At 57.1% G+C, this 19,489-nt stretch carries 19 protein-coding genes; 4 read left to right on the top strand and 15 right to left on the bottom strand.

Going from position 1 to position 19,489, the window contains the following annotated elements; all coding sequences use genetic code 11:
• Positions 1 to 52: 52 nt before the first annotated feature.
• From FJ695_RS10870 to FJ695_RS10805, 14 genes are all read right to left on the bottom strand, one after another.
• Positions 53 to 1,249, bottom strand: a complete 1,197-nt coding sequence (locus FJ695_RS10870; RefSeq protein WP_141185470.1) for a hydantoinase/carbamoylase family amidase — start codon at positions 1,247 to 1,249, stop codon at positions 53 to 55.
• Positions 1,250 to 1,469: 220 nt separating this feature from the next.
• Positions 1,470 to 2,243 carry an SDR family oxidoreductase gene (locus FJ695_RS10865; RefSeq protein ID WP_141185469.1) on the bottom strand — a complete coding sequence of 258 codons (774 nt, stop codon included), beginning with the start codon at positions 2,241 to 2,243 and terminating at the stop codon, positions 1,470 to 1,472.
• Entirely contained in the window at positions 2,243 to 3,166 is a 924-nt protein-coding gene (locus FJ695_RS10860) for a dihydrodipicolinate synthase family protein (protein WP_141185468.1), read from the bottom strand. Before FJ695_RS10860 ends, FJ695_RS10865 begins: the two co-directional genes overlap by 1 nt.
• A gap of 17 nt (positions 3,167 to 3,183) precedes the next feature.
• Positions 3,184 to 3,843, bottom strand: coding sequence for an aspartate/glutamate racemase family protein (locus tag FJ695_RS10855; RefSeq protein ID WP_141185467.1), 660 nt, complete (start codon positions 3,841 to 3,843; stop codon positions 3,184 to 3,186).
• On the bottom strand, positions 3,840 to 5,264 hold the full coding sequence (locus FJ695_RS10850; RefSeq protein WP_141185466.1) for an amidohydrolase family protein: 1,425 nt from the start codon (positions 5,262 to 5,264) through the stop codon (positions 3,840 to 3,842). Before FJ695_RS10850 ends, FJ695_RS10855 begins: the two co-directional genes overlap by 4 nt.
• On the bottom strand, positions 5,261 to 6,700 hold the full coding sequence (locus FJ695_RS10845) for an amidohydrolase family protein (RefSeq protein ID WP_141185465.1): 1,440 nt from the start codon (positions 6,698 to 6,700) through the stop codon (positions 5,261 to 5,263). The genes FJ695_RS10850 and FJ695_RS10845 overlap by 4 nt, the downstream gene beginning before the upstream one ends.
• Complete coding sequence (locus FJ695_RS10840; RefSeq protein WP_141185464.1) at positions 6,693 to 8,129, bottom strand: ABC transporter substrate-binding protein; 1,437 nt, start codon at positions 8,127 to 8,129, stop codon at positions 6,693 to 6,695. Before FJ695_RS10840 ends, FJ695_RS10845 begins: the two co-directional genes overlap by 8 nt.
• Complete coding sequence (locus tag FJ695_RS10835; protein WP_141185463.1) at positions 8,126 to 9,139, bottom strand: ABC transporter ATP-binding protein; 1,014 nt, start codon at positions 9,137 to 9,139, stop codon at positions 8,126 to 8,128. The genes FJ695_RS10840 and FJ695_RS10835 overlap by 4 nt, the downstream gene beginning before the upstream one ends.
• Entirely contained in the window at positions 9,136 to 10,125 is a 990-nt protein-coding gene (locus FJ695_RS10830) for an ABC transporter ATP-binding protein (RefSeq protein WP_141185462.1), read from the bottom strand. Before FJ695_RS10830 ends, FJ695_RS10835 begins: the two co-directional genes overlap by 4 nt.
• Complete coding sequence (locus FJ695_RS10825) at positions 10,125 to 11,000, bottom strand: ABC transporter permease (RefSeq protein WP_247653822.1); 876 nt, start codon at positions 10,998 to 11,000, stop codon at positions 10,125 to 10,127. Before FJ695_RS10825 ends, FJ695_RS10830 begins: the two co-directional genes overlap by 1 nt.
• 1 nt (position 11,001) lies before the next feature.
• The gene (locus tag FJ695_RS10820) at positions 11,002 to 11,967 is read right to left on the bottom strand and encodes an ABC transporter permease (RefSeq protein ID WP_141185461.1); all 966 of its coding nucleotides are present in this window, start codon (positions 11,965 to 11,967) and stop codon (positions 11,002 to 11,004) included.
• Between the two features lie 66 nt (positions 11,968 to 12,033).
• Positions 12,034 to 13,587 (bottom strand): ABC transporter substrate-binding protein, encoded by a 1,554-nt coding sequence (locus FJ695_RS10815; RefSeq protein WP_141185460.1) that lies wholly within the window; start codon positions 13,585 to 13,587, stop codon positions 12,034 to 12,036.
• A 54-nt stretch (positions 13,588 to 13,641) separates the two neighbouring features.
• On the bottom strand, positions 13,642 to 14,043 hold the full coding sequence (locus FJ695_RS10810; RefSeq protein ID WP_168206318.1) for a VOC family protein: 402 nt from the start codon (positions 14,041 to 14,043) through the stop codon (positions 13,642 to 13,644).
• A 114-nt stretch (positions 14,044 to 14,157) separates the two neighbouring features.
• Positions 14,158 to 14,814: a GntR family transcriptional regulator gene (locus FJ695_RS10805; protein WP_141185459.1), complete on the bottom strand. Its 657-nt coding sequence runs from the start codon at positions 14,812 to 14,814 to the stop codon at positions 14,158 to 14,160.
• Between the two features lie 91 nt (positions 14,815 to 14,905).
• On the opposite strand from FJ695_RS10805, the gene hydA reads away from it, so the two are divergent.
• Complete coding sequence (gene hydA / locus FJ695_RS10800) at positions 14,906 to 16,288, top strand: dihydropyrimidinase (RefSeq protein WP_209011001.1); 1,383 nt, start codon at positions 14,906 to 14,908, stop codon at positions 16,286 to 16,288.
• A gap of 40 nt (positions 16,289 to 16,328) precedes the next feature.
• On the opposite strand, the gene FJ695_RS10795 is transcribed toward hydA, so the two are convergent.
• Positions 16,329 to 17,015, bottom strand: a complete 687-nt coding sequence (locus FJ695_RS10795) for a FadR/GntR family transcriptional regulator (protein ID WP_141185458.1) — start codon at positions 17,013 to 17,015, stop codon at positions 16,329 to 16,331.
• A 180-nt stretch (positions 17,016 to 17,195) separates the two neighbouring features.
• On the opposite strand from FJ695_RS10795, the gene FJ695_RS10790 reads away from it, so the two are divergent.
• The 3 genes from FJ695_RS10790 to FJ695_RS10780 all read left to right on the top strand — a co-directional run bounded on the left by FJ695_RS10790 (position 17,196) and on the right by FJ695_RS10780 (position 19,478).
• Positions 17,196 to 17,990, top strand: a complete 795-nt coding sequence (locus FJ695_RS10790; protein ID WP_141185457.1) for an ABC transporter substrate-binding protein — start codon at positions 17,196 to 17,198, stop codon at positions 17,988 to 17,990.
• A gap of 79 nt (positions 17,991 to 18,069) precedes the next feature.
• The gene (locus FJ695_RS10785) at positions 18,070 to 18,741 is read left to right on the top strand and encodes an amino acid ABC transporter permease (RefSeq protein WP_141185456.1); all 672 of its coding nucleotides are present in this window, start codon (positions 18,070 to 18,072) and stop codon (positions 18,739 to 18,741) included.
• Positions 18,741 to 19,478 (top strand): amino acid ABC transporter ATP-binding protein, encoded by a 738-nt coding sequence (locus FJ695_RS10780; protein WP_141185455.1) that lies wholly within the window; start codon positions 18,741 to 18,743, stop codon positions 19,476 to 19,478. Before FJ695_RS10785 ends, FJ695_RS10780 begins: the two co-directional genes overlap by 1 nt.
• Positions 19,479 to 19,489 lie beyond the last annotated feature (11 nt).

Here is a 19,489-nt window from a genome sequence, read left to right as displayed (position 1 = left end):
TACCGGAGAGCATAAGCGTTTGAGCAGCGGGAGCTCAGAATTCATAACTTTTTCAGTCTAATCGGCTGACGGCATCTGCCAACACGCGCAAGCCCATTATCAAGTCAGCCTCGTTCGTATCCTCGGCAAAATCGTGACTGATCCCGTTGATCGACGGAACAAACAACATCGCTGACGGCATCAACCGCGCCATGTTTGAAGCATCATGCAAAGCGCCGGACGGCATTTCGCGCCATTTGCCTGGGGCCAGCGTCTCAGCTCCGGCACACAAAGCAGCACGCAAGGTGGCATCCATCGGCACCGGCAGCAGCGCCTTGATCGGCACGATCTCAGCCGTCATCCCATGACCAACGGCAATCTCGGCTACCAGATCACGAATGAGCGTTTCCATCCGGGCGAGCCGATCCTCATCAACATCGCGCCACTGCACGTCGAACACCACTTCACCGGGCACGATGGAGGGCGCATTGGGCCGCAAGTTTATCCGGCCAATCGTCCAAACGGTGCGAGGTGTCACGATGTTTCGGAGGCGGTCATTGAGTGCCACGTTGAACTCCGACAGCGCTTGAAATGCATCCTTTCGCTGATGCATCAGCGTGGTGCCGGCATGGTTTTGCTGACCGATCAGGGTCACCTGCAGCTGCCGGGACCCGACGATATCCGTGACAACTCCAATCGCCTCTCCCGCCTCGTCCAGCGTGCTGCCCTGTTCGATATGCAATTCAATGAAACCCGAGAACCGGGTGTGGGACACGAACCCGTCTTCAAGATCCGCCATCAATGACCGCGCATTGCGGAAAGAAACACCATTCACGTCTATGAATGTGTCAGCCTCGGCCAGTGCGGTCTTGCCTGAATAAATGCTAGACCCGGTGAGAGCCCCAAAGCGACCCTCTTCGTCCTGAAAGTTCACAACGGACACGGGCGGACCGCCCGCCTCTTTCGCAGCGCGCGCGACCTCCAACGCGGCGATGACACCCAAGGCCCCGTCCAGCCACCCGCCTTCGGGCTGGGTATCGCTGTGAGACCCCAAGAGAATGGACGGACCATCTGTCAGACCAAAAACGTTGCCCGCAGGATCGATATGGGAGGCGAGACCTGCCGCCTCCAACTGTTTGATCAGCCAAGTGCGGGCAGCCACGTCCGGTTCAGAAAACGCCGGACGTACCACGCCCTTGCCTACGCCACTCGCGCCGAAAGAGCGCAGGGTATGAAGATCTTGCAAAAACCTGTCTGGCAGAACCTGCATTTTGACCTTTCCAAACTCATAAAACACCCAATTTACCCGACACTCCGCAATGGAACGTCCTTTTCATTGACGCTGCAATCGATCGGCTAACCGTTCAAGTTACCTCATCCAAAAGCAAGCCCGACAACCAGACAGTTCTGTCTCACACGTCTGTAGTCCATGACATGTTTTGCTCAGAACTTCATCAGTTGTGGTGGCATCAAATCGGAGGGAATGGAACTTAGATCCCGCGAATACTGCCGCCGTCGATCCGGATCTTGCTGCCCGTCACATAGGACGCACGCTCTGAACAGAGGAAGGTGACGACATCGGCAAATTCATCCGGCCGCCCATAACGCCCTGCCGGGATTGTGGCTGCCGACTGTGTTGCAACGTCCTCGACGCTCTTGCCAAGGCGTTTGGCCGCCGCTGCATCCAACTCATCAACACGGGCCGTATGAATGCGCCCGGGCATCGCGACATTAACGGTGATCCCCTTCGACGCGACTTCGGTGGACAGTGTCTTGGACCAGCCCACAAGCGCCGATCTGAGACCATTGGACAGGGCCAGGTTCGGGATGGGCTGCTCAACACCGGACGAGGAAATCGATACGATCCGGCCCCAGCCAGCGTCTTCCATTCCCGGCAGACACCGGTTGGCAATATAGATCAGGTTGGCGACCATGGTTTCGAAATGTGCCATCCAGTCGGCACGCGCCGGATCCGTGCTGCGTCCCGGAGGTGGGCCACCAGCGTTATTCACCAGAATATCAATGTTTCCAGCTTCCAGCAGGCTGTCCAGCACCGCATCGACTTCAGCGGCATTCGACACGTCCAGCTTTTGAGCCGTGACAGAGCCATCTGTCGTCTTTGCCCACTCTGTAATCGCATCCGCATTCCGGGCCGCGGCGATTACATCGACACCTTCAGCCGCAAGGCCCTTGGCAATGGCAGCCCCCAAACCACGGCTTGCACCAAGAACAAGCGCCCGTTTTCCTTTGATCCCAAGATCCATCAGTTCAATTCCTTCAGTCTTTCTTCTTGACGCGCCAAGAGCGCATCGACTTCGGCCTGCGCCGCTTTGGTGAGCCCGGCACCTGGCCGCCGCAAGGCAGCGCTGCCGATCACACCCCGCTTGGCAAGCACGTATTTCCGCACGGCCAAACCGAGACCCGGCTGCTGCTCGTAGCGGGCCAGCGGCAAATAAGCGTTGAAAAGATCGCGCGCCCGCGCAGCGTCACCAGCGTTCGAATAACGCACAACATCCCGCATCATTTCCGGGTAACAAAAACCGGTCATCGCACCGTCAGCGCCGCGATCCATTTCCTCCGGCAGGAACAAACCGCCATTGCCGCACAGGATCGAGATTCTGCGGGCAAGCGCCCCCTCTGCCCGCAGTGCAGAGATCTTTTCAAGGCCCGGCCAGTCCTCATGTTTGAGGCATACACAGGTCGGGACGTCTTCAACGATCCTGGCAATAGCGCTTACCGGAATATGCACCCCCGTTGCCAACGGGAAATCCTGCAAGACAAACGGCACATCGCCAATGAATTCCGCTGCCTGAGTGTAATATGTGACGATCTGGGCATCGGTCTTGAGGTTGCCGGGCGGTGCAATCATCACACCTCCTGCGCCAGCATCCATCGACGCTTTGCTGAGTTCCGCCATCTGAGCGAACCCCGGTGCCGAAACGCCCACGACCAATGGGATACGCCCGTTCAATCGAGCAAGGATCCTTTCAACAACCTCAAGGGACTCTGCTGTTGTCAGCTTGGGTGCCTCTCCCATCATACCCAGCGCCGTCAAACCGGTCGCACCGGCCTCCAGATAGAAATCCACCATCCGGTCGACACTCTCCATATCGAGAGCGCCATTATCGTTGAACGGCGTCACAGCGATCACGTAGACGCCCTGCGCCTCTTCCGTCAGTCGGGTCATACCCGATTCTCCCTTTGTTATGCGCAGGTTCTCAGCGCCAGTTGACCGATCGCGGCAGCTGTTGCTGCCTGACACGGATCGACAACCGGCAAACCTGTCTTTTCTTCAAGCAGTGTTCGATATTGCGCCATCCCCGCACATCCCGTGATGAGGACATCGGCGCCAAATTGATCTCTCAGCGTTCCGCCAACCTCTGCCAATCGGGCAACGGTTCTGTCCGCATCCGCGAGATCCAGAACACCAAGCCCGAGCGGCAGATCTGCGGCCAGCCGGTCCCGAACGCCAAGAGCCCCGAGATACCGTATATGCCGCTGAATGGAAGCGCGGCCCAGAGACAAGATCCCAAAACGTTGACCCAGCAGCATGGCCTGGAGATAGGCGCTTTCCGCAATGCCGAGAACCGGTACGGTCTGTGCCTCCCGAAGCGCCGCCAGACCGGGGTCTGAAAAACAGGCAACCACAAAAGCAGATGCATCTCTTTGCAAGCTGCCGGCAAGCTTCAGGAGAGGACCAACAACGCCATCGACATGCGCCTGCGTTTCAATCCCCGGAGGACCCTCCTTGAGGGTGAGGCAGGAAATCGGAACCGGTGATATCTGACGCATTGGAGCAATGGCATCATCAATCCCGTCTGTGACATGTTCTGAACTGTTGGGATTGATCACATAGATGGTCATGCAGGCATCTCCAGGCACCGGGGCGCGATTGCATTAAAACTGCACCCTTTTGTATTCTCCGCGACCCTGATCGCCCGCGCCTTCGCTGCATCAATCTCGGCCAATGCCCCGGCAGTATCGAGCCCTACGGGCTTACCATTGTCCAGCACATGCCGGCCGGCAACCCAGACATCCCGAACTGCCCGTTCAGCCCCTGCATAAATCAGGCTGCGCAAGGGATCGTGCACCGGCCGCATGGATGGGGCCGTCAGGTCGACGGAAACAACATCAGCCGCGGCTCCGGGGAACAACCGACCAAGATCACTGCGACCAAGCGCCTGTGCACCGCGAACAGTTGCTGCATGGAACACTTCGGCCGTATTGATGTCCGCGAAATCGCCGGACCGGCACCGCGACTGAATTATGGCCTCGCGCATTTCCTCGAGCATGTTGAACGGAATGGTGTCGGTTCCGATCCCCACATTGACCCCTGCTCTCAAGTACTGGCCGAGACTTTCCATACCCTGTCCGGAGCGTGCGAAAGTCACAGGGCAATGAGCAATATTTGTCCCTGTTGCGGCCAGCGTTTCAAGGTCCTTTGCCGTTCGCGCACGGGTCAGGGGATGATGATCCAGACAGATGCCATGCCCCAGGATCACATCCGGGCCGAGAACACCAATTTCCTGCAGCAAGGGAACGGGTCCCTTGCCATGGCGGCGATAGAGTTCCGTGACCTCCGCCATCGTTTGGGCAGCGTGAACCGTCAGCCGCAATTTGCGGGATCTGGCTTCATCCAGAGCCCGGACCAGAAAATCCGGATGGCACGTATCGATCTGGGACGGTGCCACCACGCCGGTCAACCGGCAACTGCCGTCAACCGCCACCCGGTCAAGAACCGACAGGGCTTCATCGCGCGCTGTTTCTCCTGCGGCTTCATCCCAATCATAGTCCAGCGCCTTTGCTTCCGTCAGCCGCCAGCGGGCCTGGCGGAAACCTGGAGCAAACCAAACCCTGAGGCCGCTTTCCGCGGCAATGCCAATCCAACGGGGATGATCACCTGCTATGTCGAGGCAGGAGGTCACGCCCGAGGCGAGAAGTTCCGACAACATCAAGATCTGACACGCGGCCTTCGCATCGGCATCCGAGTCGATTAGGGTCGAGAACTCATAAAGGGCATTGCCCCAAAGCTGCGGGGTTCCGGTGTCATCGAAGAGCCCCTTGGCAAGTGGTTCATCTCCGGAATGGCAATGAATATTGACCAATCCCGGCATGATCAGCCGGTTGCGCCCGTCCACTTCAAGGTCCGCAATGCCTTGCCACGCAGCCCCCAAATGCAGGATCCCGCTGTTGTCAAAGGCGACGTCCAGTTCCCGCCCGTAGACATGCTTGCCGCCTTCCCACCGAACCACCCAAGAGGCCTTGCGGATAACCGTCACGCTCATGAGCTTGCTCCGTAGCGTTGTGAGGACCAAAAGCCCTTCGGGACAGTCAGCGCGGATGTGCTGTTTGTCCGTTCGATCATACGCTCAGCCTCAAGGGCAGCATCCCGCAAGATCGCCTCCTCGCAAGCCTTGGTGGCCTTTCCACCCTCAAGAACAACTTCGCCCTGCACCAACACTGTGTCGACATCGTTCCCGTTTGCAAAACAGACCAGCCGATGTGCCGGCATGTTCGGCGGGTAAAGGTGCGGACGGCGCATATCCACCAGCACGATATCGGCATCCTTGCCCGGTTCAAGCGATCCGATCCGGTCTTCCAAGCCAAGAGCCCGTGCGCCTTCTATCGTCGCCATTTCTAGCGCCCGGCCCGGTGGAAGCACACTTGGGTCGCGGAAATGCCTACGATGATAGTGCATCGCCTGCTGCATGTGACGGAACATGTCCGAGGACCGGTCTGGTGCGGTTGCGTCAGAGCCCAGCGCGACGGTCACACCTTGATCCATCAATTCGATTGCCGGACATCGGCCCATGATGGAAGCAACGGCCGATGGATTATGGGCGATTTTTGTTCCGGTATCCGCACATAGAAAAACCTCGTCGTCATGGAGGTTGATTGCATGGGACAGCAGCGCATTCTCACCCAAAAGCCCGAGTTTCTGAGCCCTTCGGATAGACCCGCCCTGATGCCCGTCCTGAGTAAATACGACATCGACTTCCCGTGCAGCCTGTGCCACGCGCTGCGATTGTTTGCAGGCTGTTACATAAACATCAACTGGCATTGCGTTTTCGTGTTCGTCCCGCAGTACCGGATAAAGCAGCGCGACATTGAGACGCCCGGCGTCTGCGCCGTGCCATCGGGACAGCAGGTCGAGGCTGGTTCCAAGCTGCGTATCAAAATCCACCGGATGCGGATCTTTACCGCCATCGGAATACACCAGCGGGTGCGGCGCACGGGTTGGGCCGACAGCCATGACCGTGCGCCCGCCAAGCGCGCGCACGCCTTCCATATGGGCATCACCATACTCCGGCGTGTCGGTCCGCATGATCGTATCGCCGCCTCCGAGAAGCGACACACCGCAGGTTACCCCAAAACGGATGCGTTCCAGTGCGGCAAGGCGCGCTTCGGCATTCCAGTAGTCCGGTGTTGATCCGGTCGTATAAACCTCACCGCAGAGCGCTTCCCAGGCATCGCCGTCATGCATGGACATGGTCTTGATAAGCGCATGTCCAGCGTGTGCATGGACGTCAATCAAGCCGGGAATGATCACCTTTCCTGTTGCGTCGATCCGGCGGGGTGCATCGTGTTCTGCGGTAACCTCATCATGCGTACCGACTTTGAGGATCTTGCCGTCCTCAATGGCAATGGCGCCGTTATCAATGATCCGGCGCTCTGGGTCGACTGGGATTACGGTGCCACCAAGGATTAAGAGGTCAGCCATGCGCGGCTCCTGTCAAATCGGGAAGTGCGCGCAAGTCAGGTACACCATCAACCGGCATGGAAAACCCTTTGATATCTCTGAAAAATGCAACGGCACGCAGTGGATTGTAGAGTGTCAGCCACGCCGGGTCTTGTTGAAGAAGACGATACGCCTCCCGGAAAATCGCCTCGCGTTCCGCAGAATTTTCGGTTTCTCGTCCCCGGTCGATCAAAGCTTCAACAGCAGTGTTGCGGTATCCCTGCCACCAGGCCCCGGCAATCCGGCTATCGATCTTCTCATAGAGCACCCGGAATGTGGACATCGGACTGGAATCAAACACGCATAGATCCCGGATTTCCTTGCGCCGGACCATGTGGGCATAAGCTTCACGATCTTCGTGGATATGAACGGACAACCGGATCCCGACATTGGCGAGCTGTTCGGCCAACACGTCTGTCAGGATTTGCGCCTCATCCGGCAGGCGTGTCGGACAATCAACGGCAAGCTCCAGTCCATCTTTGTATCCGGCATCGCAGAGCAATTGCCGGGCAGTGTCCGGATCGTGCGGCACACGTTGTGCAGCATCCGCTCCAAAGTGCGCGGGACTGACAAACCCATGGAGCGGTTCGCCCGCGCCTCCAAGAACGCCCTGAACGACAGCGTCCCGGTCCACCGCAAGGCTCAGTGCCTTACGCACTCTCGGATCGCGCAAGGGTCCATCTTCAGCATTCAAGAGATAGATGATCGCGACCGGTGCCCGGTAGGTGTGAAGCGCAACACCGTGCCTTTCTGCATGAGGGGGGATGGCTGCGGCCATCAGTGCCTCGCCCGCCGCAACAGCCGCCAAACGCTTGTCAGCGTCGGGCTCGCGGGCGATGCGAAGGGATGTGTTTTTCGGCTTGGGCCAGTGACGCACGCCAGATGCCTCCAGCACCAGCGTGTCTTCCGAGCGCCCCGCAAGCCGGAAAGGTCCCGAGCCGCAATGGGCGCTTTGGTCCCCAGCATCCAATGCCTCAAATGCACTTGGGGCAACAATAAACGCTTGAATCAAGACATCACAAAAGTCGGCCATGGGTTCAGCAAGTGTGACGGTCAATGCAAGACCAGACGCCGCATACACCGCCCCTTCAAGATACTGGCGCCAAACGGCTGGCGAGCCGAGCGTGTAGCCCTTATCCTCCCGCGCCATCCGTTCAAGCGAGGCCTGAACGGCGGCGGCATCGCATTCCGTTCCATCGTGGAAAGTCACACCGCTGCGAAGGAAAAACCGCCAGATGCGCCCGCCGCCGGACACTTGCCAGCACTCTGCAAGACCAGGAACAAACTTTGCTCCCTCACGCCGCACCAAGGTGTCGTAAATTGCGCCAAGCACGCTGAGTTCATCTGCCGCATCCGTACAGTCGTGCGGGTCACCCAAGGGTGTCCGGGCCTGGAGAATTGTCACGCTCATGCCACGTCCCGCGCCGGCTCATCAATCAGATGACAGGCGATCTGCTGCCCGGCACCATTTTCTTTCAACACCGGGCGTTCGGCAGCACACCGCTCCCAGGCAAACGGACAGCGGGTACGAAAACAGCAGCCGGACGGCAAAGACAGCGCCGACGGCACCTCCCCCTTCAAATCCAGCTGGGTCGACTTTTTGGCGGGATCCAGAGACGGTGCCGCTGACAGGAGCGCACGTGTGTAGGGATGACGGGGGGCTGAAAAAATCCGGTCGCGAGGGGCTGTTTCAACAATAAACCCCAGATACATCACCGCGACCCGGTCGGCGATATGATGGACGACACTCAGGTCGTGACTAATAAACAGATAGGCCAGGCCAAATTCATCCCGGAGATCCATCATCAAGTTGAGGATCTGCGCCTGGATGGACACATCAAGCGCAGAAACGGGTTCATCCGCAATAATCAACTTCGGATTAACCGACAGAGCCCGGGCAATGCCAATCCGTTGGCGCTGACCGCCGGAGAATTGGTGGGGATAGCGTCCCGCGTGCTCGGCGTTGAGCCCCACACGCGCCAACAGCTCTTCCGTTCGTGCATGCGCTTGGGCCCAGCTGCCGGTTTGTTCGGCCAGCGGTTCTGCCACGATGTCACGCACCTTCTGTCGCGGGTTCAAGGACGCATAGGGATCCTGAAAGATCATCTGCATTTTCGAGCGAACCGGCAACAGCTCCTTTGGTGACAGGTCCTGGATGTCTTTGCCTTCAATGCTGACAGTTCCGGCTGTCGGTGTGTGAATGCGGGCGATGGTCTTGGCGACCGTCGACTTGCCACAACCGGACTCCCCGACAAGAGCAAGCACCTCGCCTTCCTTCACTTCAAAAGACACGCCATTGACCGCATGAACCACCCGCTTGGGTGCGCGCAACCGGCCTTTCTCAAATTTCAGCCGGTCCAGAAGCCCGCCGCCAATGTCGAACCGCTGCTCAAGGCCTTTGACCTCTAACATCGCCGTCATGCCGGTTCCCCTTCGACTGGAAAATGACAGGCGGTTAACCGGTCCTTGTCCTGCTCTACCAAAACCGGCTCCATCTCTGCGCAGCGCGCCTTTGCCCGAGGGCACCGGTCCTGAAAATTGCAGCCTCTCGGCAGTTTGCGAATGTCGGGAACTGCTCCCGGGATCTGATCCAGCCGGTGCTTGCGATCCGTTGGATCCGGAATCGACGCAATCAGGCCTGCTGTATATGGGTGCCGCGGCGTATCGATCACCGCGCGGGTCGGGCCGCGTTCAACGACCTTGCCGCAATAGAGCACCGTGATGTGGTCCGCCATTTCGGCAACAACGGCCAGATCGTGGGTCACCAGGATCATCGACGCCCCATGCTCGCGCACCTGTCGCTTGATCAGCTTAAGGATTTGGGCCTGTATGGTGACATCCAGCGCAGTCGTCGGCTCGTCGGCAACGATCAGACGCGGTTCGGCGAGCATGGCAATCGCGATCACCACCCGCTGGCGCATGCCCCCTGAAAACTGATGCGGGTAGGACGACAGGCGGTCGGCGGCCTGACTGATCCCCACATCTTCGAGCATCTGAATGCAGCGCTTGCGGCGCGCGGCTTTGTCCAGGTTCGTATGAAGGCGCAGCATTTCATCCATCTGCCGGCCGATGGTGTGCAGCGGATTGAGCGACGTCATCGGATCCTGGAAGATCATGGCGATCTCCTTGCCCCGGATCTGACGCAGCCGGTCTTCAGAAGCGCCCGCCAGATTTTCGCCGTCAAACGCGATCTGCCCGCTTTCGATCCGGCCAGGCGGATCAATCAGACCAAGAATGGAAAACCCGACCACGGATTTGCCGCCACCAGATTCGCCGACGAGACCCATGATTTCGCCCTTGCCGATCTGGAACGAAACGCCATCAACGGCCTTTACCGTTCCGGCAAAGGTGTGGAAGTGCGTCCGCAGATCCGCGACCTTGAGAAGTGGTTCTTGCGTGTGTTCCATCACTTCAGCCTCGGATTGAGTTCGTCACGCAGAAAGTCGCCGAACAGGTTGATGCCGAACACCAGAGCCATGATGAACAGGCCGGGGAATACGGATACCCACCAGAGTCCGGAAAACAGAACATCGAAACCATTTTTGATCAGGAGACCGAGGGACGGCTGTGTAATGGGTACGCCGACCCCCAGAAACGACAGGCTCGCTTCAATCAGGATGAATGTGCCGACCTGAACGGTGGCAACAACAATCAAAGGCGTCGTCACGTTTGGGAGAATATGACGGCCAATGATCTTGCCGTCGCGCAGTCCGGACACCCGGGCAGCTTGCACGTACTCGCGCCCAACCTCGGAAAGTGTTTGCCCACGGACCGTCCGTGCATAGACAACCCAGCCAACCGCCGTCAGGGCGATCAGGACCTTGTCGATGCCGGTGCCGAATGCGGACATCAGGAACAAGGCGATCAGCATGGATGGAAAGGACAGCTGTATGTCGGCCACCCGCATCATGAATGCATCCACGCGTCCACCGAAATAGCCGGCCAACAGGCCAACCAGCGTCCCGAGCATCAAGGAACACACCATCGCGGTGACACCGATCATCACGGAGATGCGTGTGCCGTAGAAGATCGCCGCCAGAACGTCCCTTCCCTGACCATCCGTGCCGAGCAGGAAACGGGGATCTCCGCCCGGCAGCCAGGCCGGGGGTTTGTAACTGTCCATCAGATCCAGAGCTGCGATATCATAAGGATCCTGCGCCACCAGAAACGGTCCGAACAGGACAATGACAACGAAGCAGACAAGGATCAGGCTTCCAGCGATTGCCGATGCGTTGCGGCGGTAATTTGAGAAAAACTCGGAGGAGAAAAACGCGGTCATCATGTCATTTCACCGTGATGCGCGGGTCGATCAGCGTGTAAACGATGTCGACAATGAGATTAATCACCACGAAAATCACCGCCACCAGCATCAGGTAGACAACGATTACCGGACGATCCGCACGGTAGATGGAATCGATCAGGAGTTTGCCGAGACCCGGCCAGGCAAAAATGGTCTCCGTGATGGTGGCAAAGGCAATCAGATCGCCCAGCTGAATCCCGAATATCGTCACCACCGGGATCAGGGCATTGCGCAGACCGTGCCCATAGAGAACACCACGCCGGGAGACACCCTTGGCCCTTGCGAATTTCATGTAGTCCTGACGGGTCACTTCCATCATGCCGGCGCGAGTGATGCGCAACAGCATGGCCATGGTCGCAAGAGACAGCGTCAGAGACGGTAAGATCACATGGCTCCACCCATCAGCAGTCAGAATTGACAACTGCGCTCCAAGGAACGCTTCAGTGTCACCGCGCCCGGAAGATGGGAAAATCCGCCATTTCACCGCAAACAGGAAGATCAGCATCATGCCGACCCAGAAGCTCGGCAAGGAAATTCCGAGTAGCGACCCAGACATGATCGATCGGCTGGAAAACCGGCCGGGATTTGCCCCGGCATAAACCCCGAGCGGGATGGCGACAAGCGCTGACATCGCCATGGCAACAAGCACCAATTCGAGGGTCGCGGGTAAGCGTTCCAGGATCAGGTCGAGAGCCGGTTCGCGAAATACGTAGGAACGGCCAAAGTCTCCCTGGAGCATGTTCTGCACAAAAATAAGATACTGTTCCGGCAGCGAGCGATCGAGCCCGAGAATGCGGCGGGCCTGCTCGATCTCGGCATCGGTCGCGTCAATCGGCACAACCATGAACACCGGATCGCCGGTGAAACTCATCATCAAAAACACGATGATAGACACGGCCCAGAGCACTATCAGCATCTGAATGAGCCGCTTGATGATATAGCCCAGCACGTTGGCGGACCTCCCCAATTCCCCTCAAGAAGATGCGGGATGCAACAAGCACCCCGCAGCTGCGTTTTATTGGGCAACATCCATGTCGTAGGCCCACAGGAATTTGTCCGTGCGCGGGCTGAACTCGACCCCGTCGCGCGCACCGTAAATGTCCTGTTCGTAGTGAACCGGGATCATCGGGATTTCGCGCATGAGGATCTTGGTAGCCTGTTGAAGATGCGCGTCCCGCTCTTCCACCTTGGCCGTACTGTCTGCCTTGTCGATCAGAGCATCAACTTCTGAATTGGAGTAGCTGCCGCGATTGACCTGACCATAGCCTTCGCGCTTGTCCCGGCTGTAGAAAAGCGCCCCGTACATGGAGCCCGCGTCTCCGGATGGTACGTCCCAGCCGGACATGATGAAGCTGGAATTTTCAGTTGGAACGCGGATGTAGCCCCAGAAGTTGGACTTCGGCATCACGTTGAGCTCAACATTGACACCGATTTTGGCGAGCATGCCCGCAAGTGCTTGGGCAATTTGCGCGTCGTTGACATAACGGTTGTTGGTTGCGTCCAGCGTCAGAGTGAAACCCTCGACACCGGCATCTGCCATCAATTCCTTCGCTTTTTCGACGTTGTATGGATACATCTCGCGGAAATTCAAACCGTCAACATAGCCCACGTGACTGGATGGAACATACTGTTCGGAAGGCGTGGACAGGCCGCCCATGATCGCACGTTGCAAGGCGGTGACATCGATTGCACGAGCCATCGCTTCGCGCACTCGGCGATCTGTCATCGGGTTTTCACCGTCAATGGTCGGGCTGTTTTCCCGCATGTCGAGCGCTAGGACGAGGTTCAGGAGAGAGGGACGCGTGACCACCTCAAAACCGTCTTCGCCCTTGACACGCTCAACATCACGGACGGCGAGGTCCTGGACAATATCGACTTCACCGGTCAGCAGAGCCGCAGTCCGGGTTGCCGGGTTGGTTATCGGGCGGAACGTCACGTTCTCGATCCCAGCCTCACCCATGTAGTAGTCATCAAAGGCCTCGAGCTCGACCTTGTCCTCACGGACCCAATCTACGAGTTTGTACGGCCCGGTTCCCATCGGATTCTGTTCTAGACCATCGTTGCCGACCTTGTTCACATGGTCTTCGGACAGGATCAAAATCGCGGCAAGATCATTGGGAAGCGCCGCATAAGGCGCAGGCGTCTTGATCTCGACTGTGTGATCGTCAATCGCTTTAAAGCTCTCGATATTGGCCGCAAGATTGACCATCAGAGATTCCTTGAGGCGGTTGAGCGTGTAGACGACATCAGAGGCCTTCAGCTCATCACCATCATGGAACTTAACGCCGTTGCGCAACTTGAAATGCCAGGTCGTTTCGTCAATTAATTCCCAGCTCTCGGCCAGGCCGGGCTCAAAAGTGAGATCCGGCGTGCGGCGGACGAGCGGATCGTAAATGTGATAAAACATGATGTTGGAGGACAGCTCCTCCCCGGCCTGTGGATCCATGTGCGTCGCATCCGCAGTCAAACCAATCGTGAGGCTTTTTTCAGCGGAGGCTGCACCCACCGTAAGAGCGGCTAGACACACGGATGCTGCCAACGCCCGAAGCGCTGTATTAATTGTAGACATATCTTTGTCCCCTCTGGGTTCTGGTAGGGTGACAGGCGTTGACCGCCCTTCTGGTTATGCAGCCGCCTTTTCGAGGACGGACTGAATTTCAATCTGATAGCCTTCCGGATCATCGAAAACGAATGCTCGGATTCCGAGCTCGGCGCTGTCGCGCGGCTCAGTCAATGCTGCAACCTTTTGGACCCGTGCCCAACCATGCCAGGCATCAACATCGGGAACCCGAAGGCAGAGCTGCACCGGCTTGTCGACGCTTGCCCGCTTGGCGCCGCGCGATTGATCGACCAGACCAACATGCGCTGCACCAGCCAGTTGATAAATCTTTGACCAGCCTTGATCGATGACGAGTTGTGCGCCCAACACGCGCGCATAGAATTCCTGAGCGCGCGGCACATCATGAAAATACAAGAACGTGATTTGAAGCTCGGGCGCGGCCGGCATCTCAAGGGCAATCGACATCAAAAAATCCTCTCGAACACCATTGGTATACCAATGGAACTCCAAGTGTCAATGCAGCAAAAACCCGCGCATCGGTCATGCGCGGGTTAAAATTTGGATTTGACTAATATTTGGTCAGGAAAGCCGATGGATGTGCGCCAGGATCGCCTCACGGGCATTTTCGATATGCCGGCGCATGGCCGCTTCGGCCGCATCCGGGTCGCGGGCCAGAATCGCGTCTATGATTTCGACATGCTCCCGCGCCCCAGGCTCAAAACGCGACGGGATTTCCCCCTGATCGAAAATGCGCGTCTTGAGTTTAAGGCCCTGTATCATTTCAGTGAGCAGCTTAGATCCGGCGGTTTTGGCGATATGCATATGCAAATCAAAGTCAAAGTCCGCGTGCGTAACCGGGTCCGGACGTTCGCTTTCCAAGAACTTTTCAATAGTCGACTTGAAATTCAACCAATCTTCTGGAGCAGAGTTGACGCTGGCCGCCTGCCGCGCCGCCTCGCATTCCAACAATCGGCGCACGTGTAAGATCTCGACGATTTCGGAGACTGAAATCCGGGAAACAGTCGGCGTCCCCCGCGCACTTCGAGTGACGAGACCTTCCGTGATCAATCGGGTTATGGCTTCCCGAAGAGGTGTCCGCGATACACCGAGACGCTCCGCAAAGGCGCGCTCTTGCAAAGGCGTACCAGCCGCAAGATCACCACAAAGGATCATCTTGCGAAGCCGTTCCAAGGTATGCTCTGTTAAATTTGGCTCTGCTGCCTGCTGTACCGGCATGAGTTTCCTACACCTAAATAGCGCCTTTACAGGTCGTGTTTGCATCTTTGGTATACCAAGCGTATTCTAATTTTGCAAAGAGGAGCGATGCATGACCCTACCCGTTTACGATACAGTGATCCGCAATGGTATCCTTGGAGATTCACTAGGGCACGCCGAGGGTGATATTGCCATTGTGAATGGGCGCATTGCAGCAACCGGCCTCAACTTACCCGAAGGAAATACGGAAATCGACGCCCGGGGGCGCATTGTCTTGCCTGGTGGCGTGGATACCCACTGCCATATCGAACAGATGTCCGGAGCCGGCGTGATGAATGCCGACACGTTCGAAACAGCAACCCGGTCGGCTCTCCATGGCGGCACAACAACCACAGTGTCCTTTGCCGCACAACACCCGGGCATGCGCATTCGCGATGTCCTGGCCGACTATAGCAAACTTGCCGCTGCTGGCGCGATGACGGATTACGCCTTTCACATGATTGTTGCGGACACGTCCGGCGAGAACGTCAGCGATCTGAAGACAGCCATCGCTAACGGGCACCGGTCTATCAAGATCTTCACCACCTATGACAAAGTCCGCCTTCAGGATAGCGAAATCCTGACCACATTGCACACTGCAAGGGATGCGGGCGCGCTGGTGTGTGTGCATGCGGAAAACGACGCCATGATCCGGGATGCCACAGCCACCCTCTTGGCGGAAGGCAAGACCGCGCCGCGATACCACGCCCAGTCTCACCCGCGGCTTGCGGAAATCGAGGCGATCGAGCGCATGTGCCGGTTCTCGGAATTCACCGGCGCGCGGGTGATGATTTTCCACATCTCGACACAAGAAGGCATCGAGATTGTCCGCAGGGCAAAAGCACGTGGTGCCAACATCCACGCAGAAACCTGCACGCATTACCTCTTTCAAACTGAAGAGATTCTTGATCGGCCGGACAGCGCAAAATTCCTCTGCAGCCCGCCGCAAAGACAGAAAGAAGATCAGGACGCCCTTTGGGCGGCACTCGGCCAAGATTTGGAGCTCGTGACTTCAGATCACGCTCCTTACCGGATGGATGAAAGCGGAAAATTCCGTCATGGGGCGGATGCGCCTTTCCCCAAGATCGCAAACGGCCAGCCAGGATTGGAACTTCGTTTGCCTCTCTTGTTCGACGCCATGGTCTCGAACGACCGTGGTGGCTTGGCCAAGTTTGTCGAACTCACGGCGACAGCGCCCGCGCGAGTTTTCGGCCTCAAAACAAAAGGCTCATTTGGCATCGGCAAAGACGCAGATCTTGTTATTTGGGACCCGGAACGGACACACAAACTCCCCGACGCGCTGCATGACAACGTTGGTTACAACCCTTTTGCCGGCGAAACTCTCAAGGGATATCCGGAGACAGTCTTAAGACGCGGCGAAATCGTCGTGCAGAACGGCGCGCTTCTGTCTTCGCCTGGCAGCGGCCGGCATCTGGATATGGTTTCCCAAGAGTAACGGCAGAGCGAACGGCAGGCCCGGCGACCCGGATCTGCACTTAGCCAATATCAAATCCCGCACAACTGGCCGTATTAGCGATATGCTTGCGCATTGCGGCACGCGACGCTTCGGCGTCTTCGGATCCGAGCGCCTCGACGATCGCCCTATGTTCTGACAAGGACGCGCGCATTCGGGCCGGATCGGTAATAGGGATCGGCTGACGCTGCGTTTCGGTAACAAGTTCACGGACTTGATCATAAAGACGGGCAATCAGTCGGTTTTGACACTTGCGGGCGATGAGATCGTGAAATTCGAGATCGGCATCCACATTGCTCAAGAAATCACGGTCCGACCAGGCTTGTTCCATTTTGTTGGTGAGATCCAGAAGGTGTTTCAAGTCATCGCCAGAGACGTGGCCAGCGGCATAGCCCGCCACCTCGCCTTCCAAGACCAGCCTTGTTTCAAAAACCTCTCGAAGGGAATGCTCGTCGGAAAACTTCCACTCGGACATGGCTCTGCTGACCCCGGCCCCGACAACAAAGGTGCCACGGCCAGCTTCCGTTTTAATCAACCCGATCGTTTCGAGCGTAAGCAAGGCTTCCCGCAACGACGCGCGGCTGATGCCGAATTTTTCCGACAATTCCCGCTGAGATGGAATCTTCTCTCCGCTTTTTAAATCTCCGCTTAGGATCATTTCCTGAAGCTTGCGGGCAATGCTCTGCGGAACGGGCGTACGTGTAAACATAAGTGCTTTCGTTTTGTCTCTGATCGGACTTTAGCGGTTTCCAAGCCGTCTTTGTCGTCTTTTAGCTGCCCATTGCGCATTCAGCATCATTTTTGGGCTTGCGTTGAAAGGGATCGACTTGTTTATTGGTCTAACTGGTCAGACCAGTTAGACCAATAAACACCTTCCAGGGGAAATCAAATGTCATTTCACTCTTTGTTTAAGGCCGCTGCAGTTGCCGGGCTTGCCGCAGTCGCATCCATCACCACCGCGTCCGCAGCAGATCTGACCGTTGGCGCAAACATTGGAAACGTGCCGTGGGAATTTCAGGACGAAACCGGAAAAACGGTTGGTTTTGAAGTCGATCTCGCGACAGAGGTCGCTAATCGGCTCGGCAAGACAATTGCATTTGAAAACATTCCCTTTAACGGGCTTTTCTCAGCTGTTCAGTCGGGCCGTATCGACATGGCGGTTTCGTCGATCACCATCACCAAGAAACGTTTGGAATCAGTCTCTTTCGCACAACCTTACTACGATAGCGATCAGTCGCTGACCGTGGCGGCAAGCAGCGGTCTCAAGTCTGTCGACGACATGAACGGTAAGGTTATCGGTGTCGACACAGGGTCCACCGGAGACATCTGGGCGACGGAAAACTCCGACAAATATGGTTTTGCCGAAATCCGCCGTTATGAGGGCCTTGCACCCGCAATGCTGGACCTGACCGCAGGCCGAATTGACGGCTACGTCAGCGACATTCCGGCCCTGCTCTACTACACCAAGGACAAACCCAATCTCGCCGTTGTGGAGCGGATCACCACCGGTGAACAGTATTCCATGATGTTTGCAAAGGACGCAGAGCTCGCAACCCAAGTCAATGACGTTTTGACCGAGCTCAAGAAAGAAGGGTACATCTCTGGCCTTCATGAGAAGTGGTTTGGTGCCCAACCTGAAGAAACCACGTCCACAGTTTCAATCCTGGAAATGCCGAAACTCTAAACGCTTCGAAGATGGGCGGCGCGAAACGGGCCGCCCAAACCTGACATCAAGTGTTCTTGAATCTTATCTCGGAAAACTCATGGATCTCTTCGAGACGTTCTTTAATGTTCCCGTGCTCGTTCGAACATTTCCGCTTCTCATAAGCGGTCTCATCGTGACACTTCAAATTGGAATAACCAGCATTGTATCCGGCCTGGTTCTCGGTCTGGGCCTGGCTCTTGTGCGCATGTATGCACCCGCAGCACTGCGTCTGCCGGTCATGATCTACATCGACATCTTTCGGTCCATACCGCTATTGGTGCTTCTGATCATTGTTTATTACGCCTTGCCGTTCATCGGGATCCGCTTGTCGCCGTTCCTGTCTGCGGTCGTCGCATTGACCCTCGTCTCCGGCGCATACACCGCAGAAATCTTCAGGGCTGGGATTCAGGCCATTCCGAAGGGCCAATTCGAAGCCTCGCGGGCGCTGGGTCTGTCCTACAAGGACATGATGGTTGACGTCGTTTTGCCTCAAGCAATCAAGATCGTCATTCCGCCGCTGACCAACAATTGCATCAACGTGATGAAAGATACAGCGTTGGCATCCGTGGTCGCCATGCCGGATCTTTTGAAGCAAGCCACCCAAGCACAGGCACTTGCGGCAAATCCAACGCCGTTGATCGGCGCAGCTATCATTTACTTGGCTTTCTTGTGGCCGCTTGTCACCCTCGTGTCGCGCTTTGAAAACCGGCTCAATCAGAGGGGCGCCTGATGCGAAACATCATCGAAATTGAGAACGTTGCGAAGTTTTATGGCGATTTCGCTGCGCTAACTGACATCGACCTGAACATCACCGAGGGCGAGGTTGTCTGTGTTATCGGCCCGTCGGGTTCGGGCAAGTCTACGTTAATTCGCTGCATCAACCTTCTGGAGACCTATACGGAGGGCGGCACGATACGCGTGGATGGAATACCGGTTGAGACGGGTCCAAATCTTGACAAGGTCCGGGCGGAAGTCGGCATGGTCTTCCAGTCCTTCAATCTTTTCCCGCATATGAGTGTCTTGAAAAACGTCATGCTGGCACCGATGCGGGTCCGCAAGTCGTCGCCTAAGGACGCAGAAGCCAAGGCACAGGACCTTCTCAAGCGTGTCGGGATTTCCGAGCAGGCAGACAAGTTCCCCGGTCAATTGTCCGGTGGCCAGCAGCAGCGTGTGGCGATTGCCAGGGCGCTCGCCATGGAGCCGCGGGTTTTGCTGTTTGATGAACCAACCTCTGCCCTGGATCCGGAAATGGTCGGTGAAGTGCTGGATGTCATGCGCACCTTGGCAGGCACCGGTGTCACCATGATCGTGGTGACACATGAAATGGGATTTGCCCGCCAGGTCGCGGACCGGGTGATTTTCATGAACGGTGGCCAGATTGTTGAAGCGGGAACACCTGAACAAATTTTTGACGCCCCAAAAGAAGAAAGGACGCGCGACTTTCTGAGCGCAGTCTTGAACCACTGATAGAAGCAGCC

The organism is Labrenzia sp. PHM005 (assembly GCF_006517275.1).
Classification (GTDB): Bacteria; Pseudomonadota; Alphaproteobacteria; order Rhizobiales; family Stappiaceae; genus Roseibium.
This window is presented reverse-complemented; position numbering and strand designations above follow the sequence as displayed.

Coding starts and splice junctions, on each gene's coding strand:
- FJ695_RS10870 (WP_141185470.1), bottom strand. CDS start 1,249: ATGCAGGTTCTGCCAGACAGGTTTTTGCAAGATCTTCATACCCTGCGC.
- FJ695_RS10865 (WP_141185469.1), bottom strand. CDS start 2,243: ATGGATCTTGGGATCAAAGGAAAACGGGCGCTTGTTCTTGGTGCAAGC.
- FJ695_RS10860 (WP_141185468.1), bottom strand. CDS start 3,166: ATGACCCGACTGACGGAAGAGGCGCAGGGCGTCTACGTGATCGCTGTG.
- FJ695_RS10855 (WP_141185467.1), bottom strand. CDS start 3,843: ATGACCATCTATGTGATCAATCCCAACAGTTCAGAACATGTCACAGAC.
- FJ695_RS10850 (WP_141185466.1), bottom strand. CDS start 5,264: ATGAGCGTGACGGTTATCCGCAAGGCCTCTTGGGTGGTTCGGTGGGAA.
- FJ695_RS10845 (WP_141185465.1), bottom strand. CDS start 6,700: ATGGCTGACCTCTTAATCCTTGGTGGCACCGTAATCCCAGTCGACCCA.
- FJ695_RS10840 (WP_141185464.1), bottom strand. CDS start 8,129: ATGAGCGTGACAATTCTCCAGGCCCGGACACCCTTGGGTGACCCGCAC.
- FJ695_RS10835 (WP_141185463.1), bottom strand. CDS start 9,139: ATGACGGCGATGTTAGAGGTCAAAGGCCTTGAGCAGCGGTTCGACATT.
- FJ695_RS10830 (WP_141185462.1), bottom strand. CDS start 10,125: ATGGAACACACGCAAGAACCACTTCTCAAGGTCGCGGATCTGCGGACG.
- FJ695_RS10825 (WP_247653822.1), bottom strand. CDS start 11,000: ATGATGACCGCGTTTTTCTCCTCCGAGTTTTTCTCAAATTACCGCCGC.
- FJ695_RS10815 (WP_141185460.1), bottom strand. CDS start 13,587: ATGTCTACAATTAATACAGCGCTTCGGGCGTTGGCAGCATCCGTGTGT.
- FJ695_RS10810 (WP_168206318.1), bottom strand. CDS start 14,043: ATGTCGATTGCCCTTGAGATGCCGGCCGCGCCCGAGCTTCAAATCACG.
- FJ695_RS10805 (WP_141185459.1), bottom strand. CDS start 14,814: ATGCCGGTACAGCAGGCAGCAGAGCCAAATTTAACAGAGCATACCTTG.
- hydA (WP_209011001.1), top strand. CDS start 14,906: ATGACCCTACCCGTTTACGATACAGTGATCCGCAATGGTATCCTTGGA.
- FJ695_RS10795 (WP_141185458.1), bottom strand. CDS start 17,015: ATGTTTACACGTACGCCCGTTCCGCAGAGCATTGCCCGCAAGCTTCAG.
- FJ695_RS10790 (WP_141185457.1), top strand. CDS start 17,196: ATGTCATTTCACTCTTTGTTTAAGGCCGCTGCAGTTGCCGGGCTTGCC.
- FJ695_RS10785 (WP_141185456.1), top strand. CDS start 18,070: ATGGATCTCTTCGAGACGTTCTTTAATGTTCCCGTGCTCGTTCGAACA.
- FJ695_RS10780 (WP_141185455.1), top strand. CDS start 18,741: ATGCGAAACATCATCGAAATTGAGAACGTTGCGAAGTTTTATGGCGAT.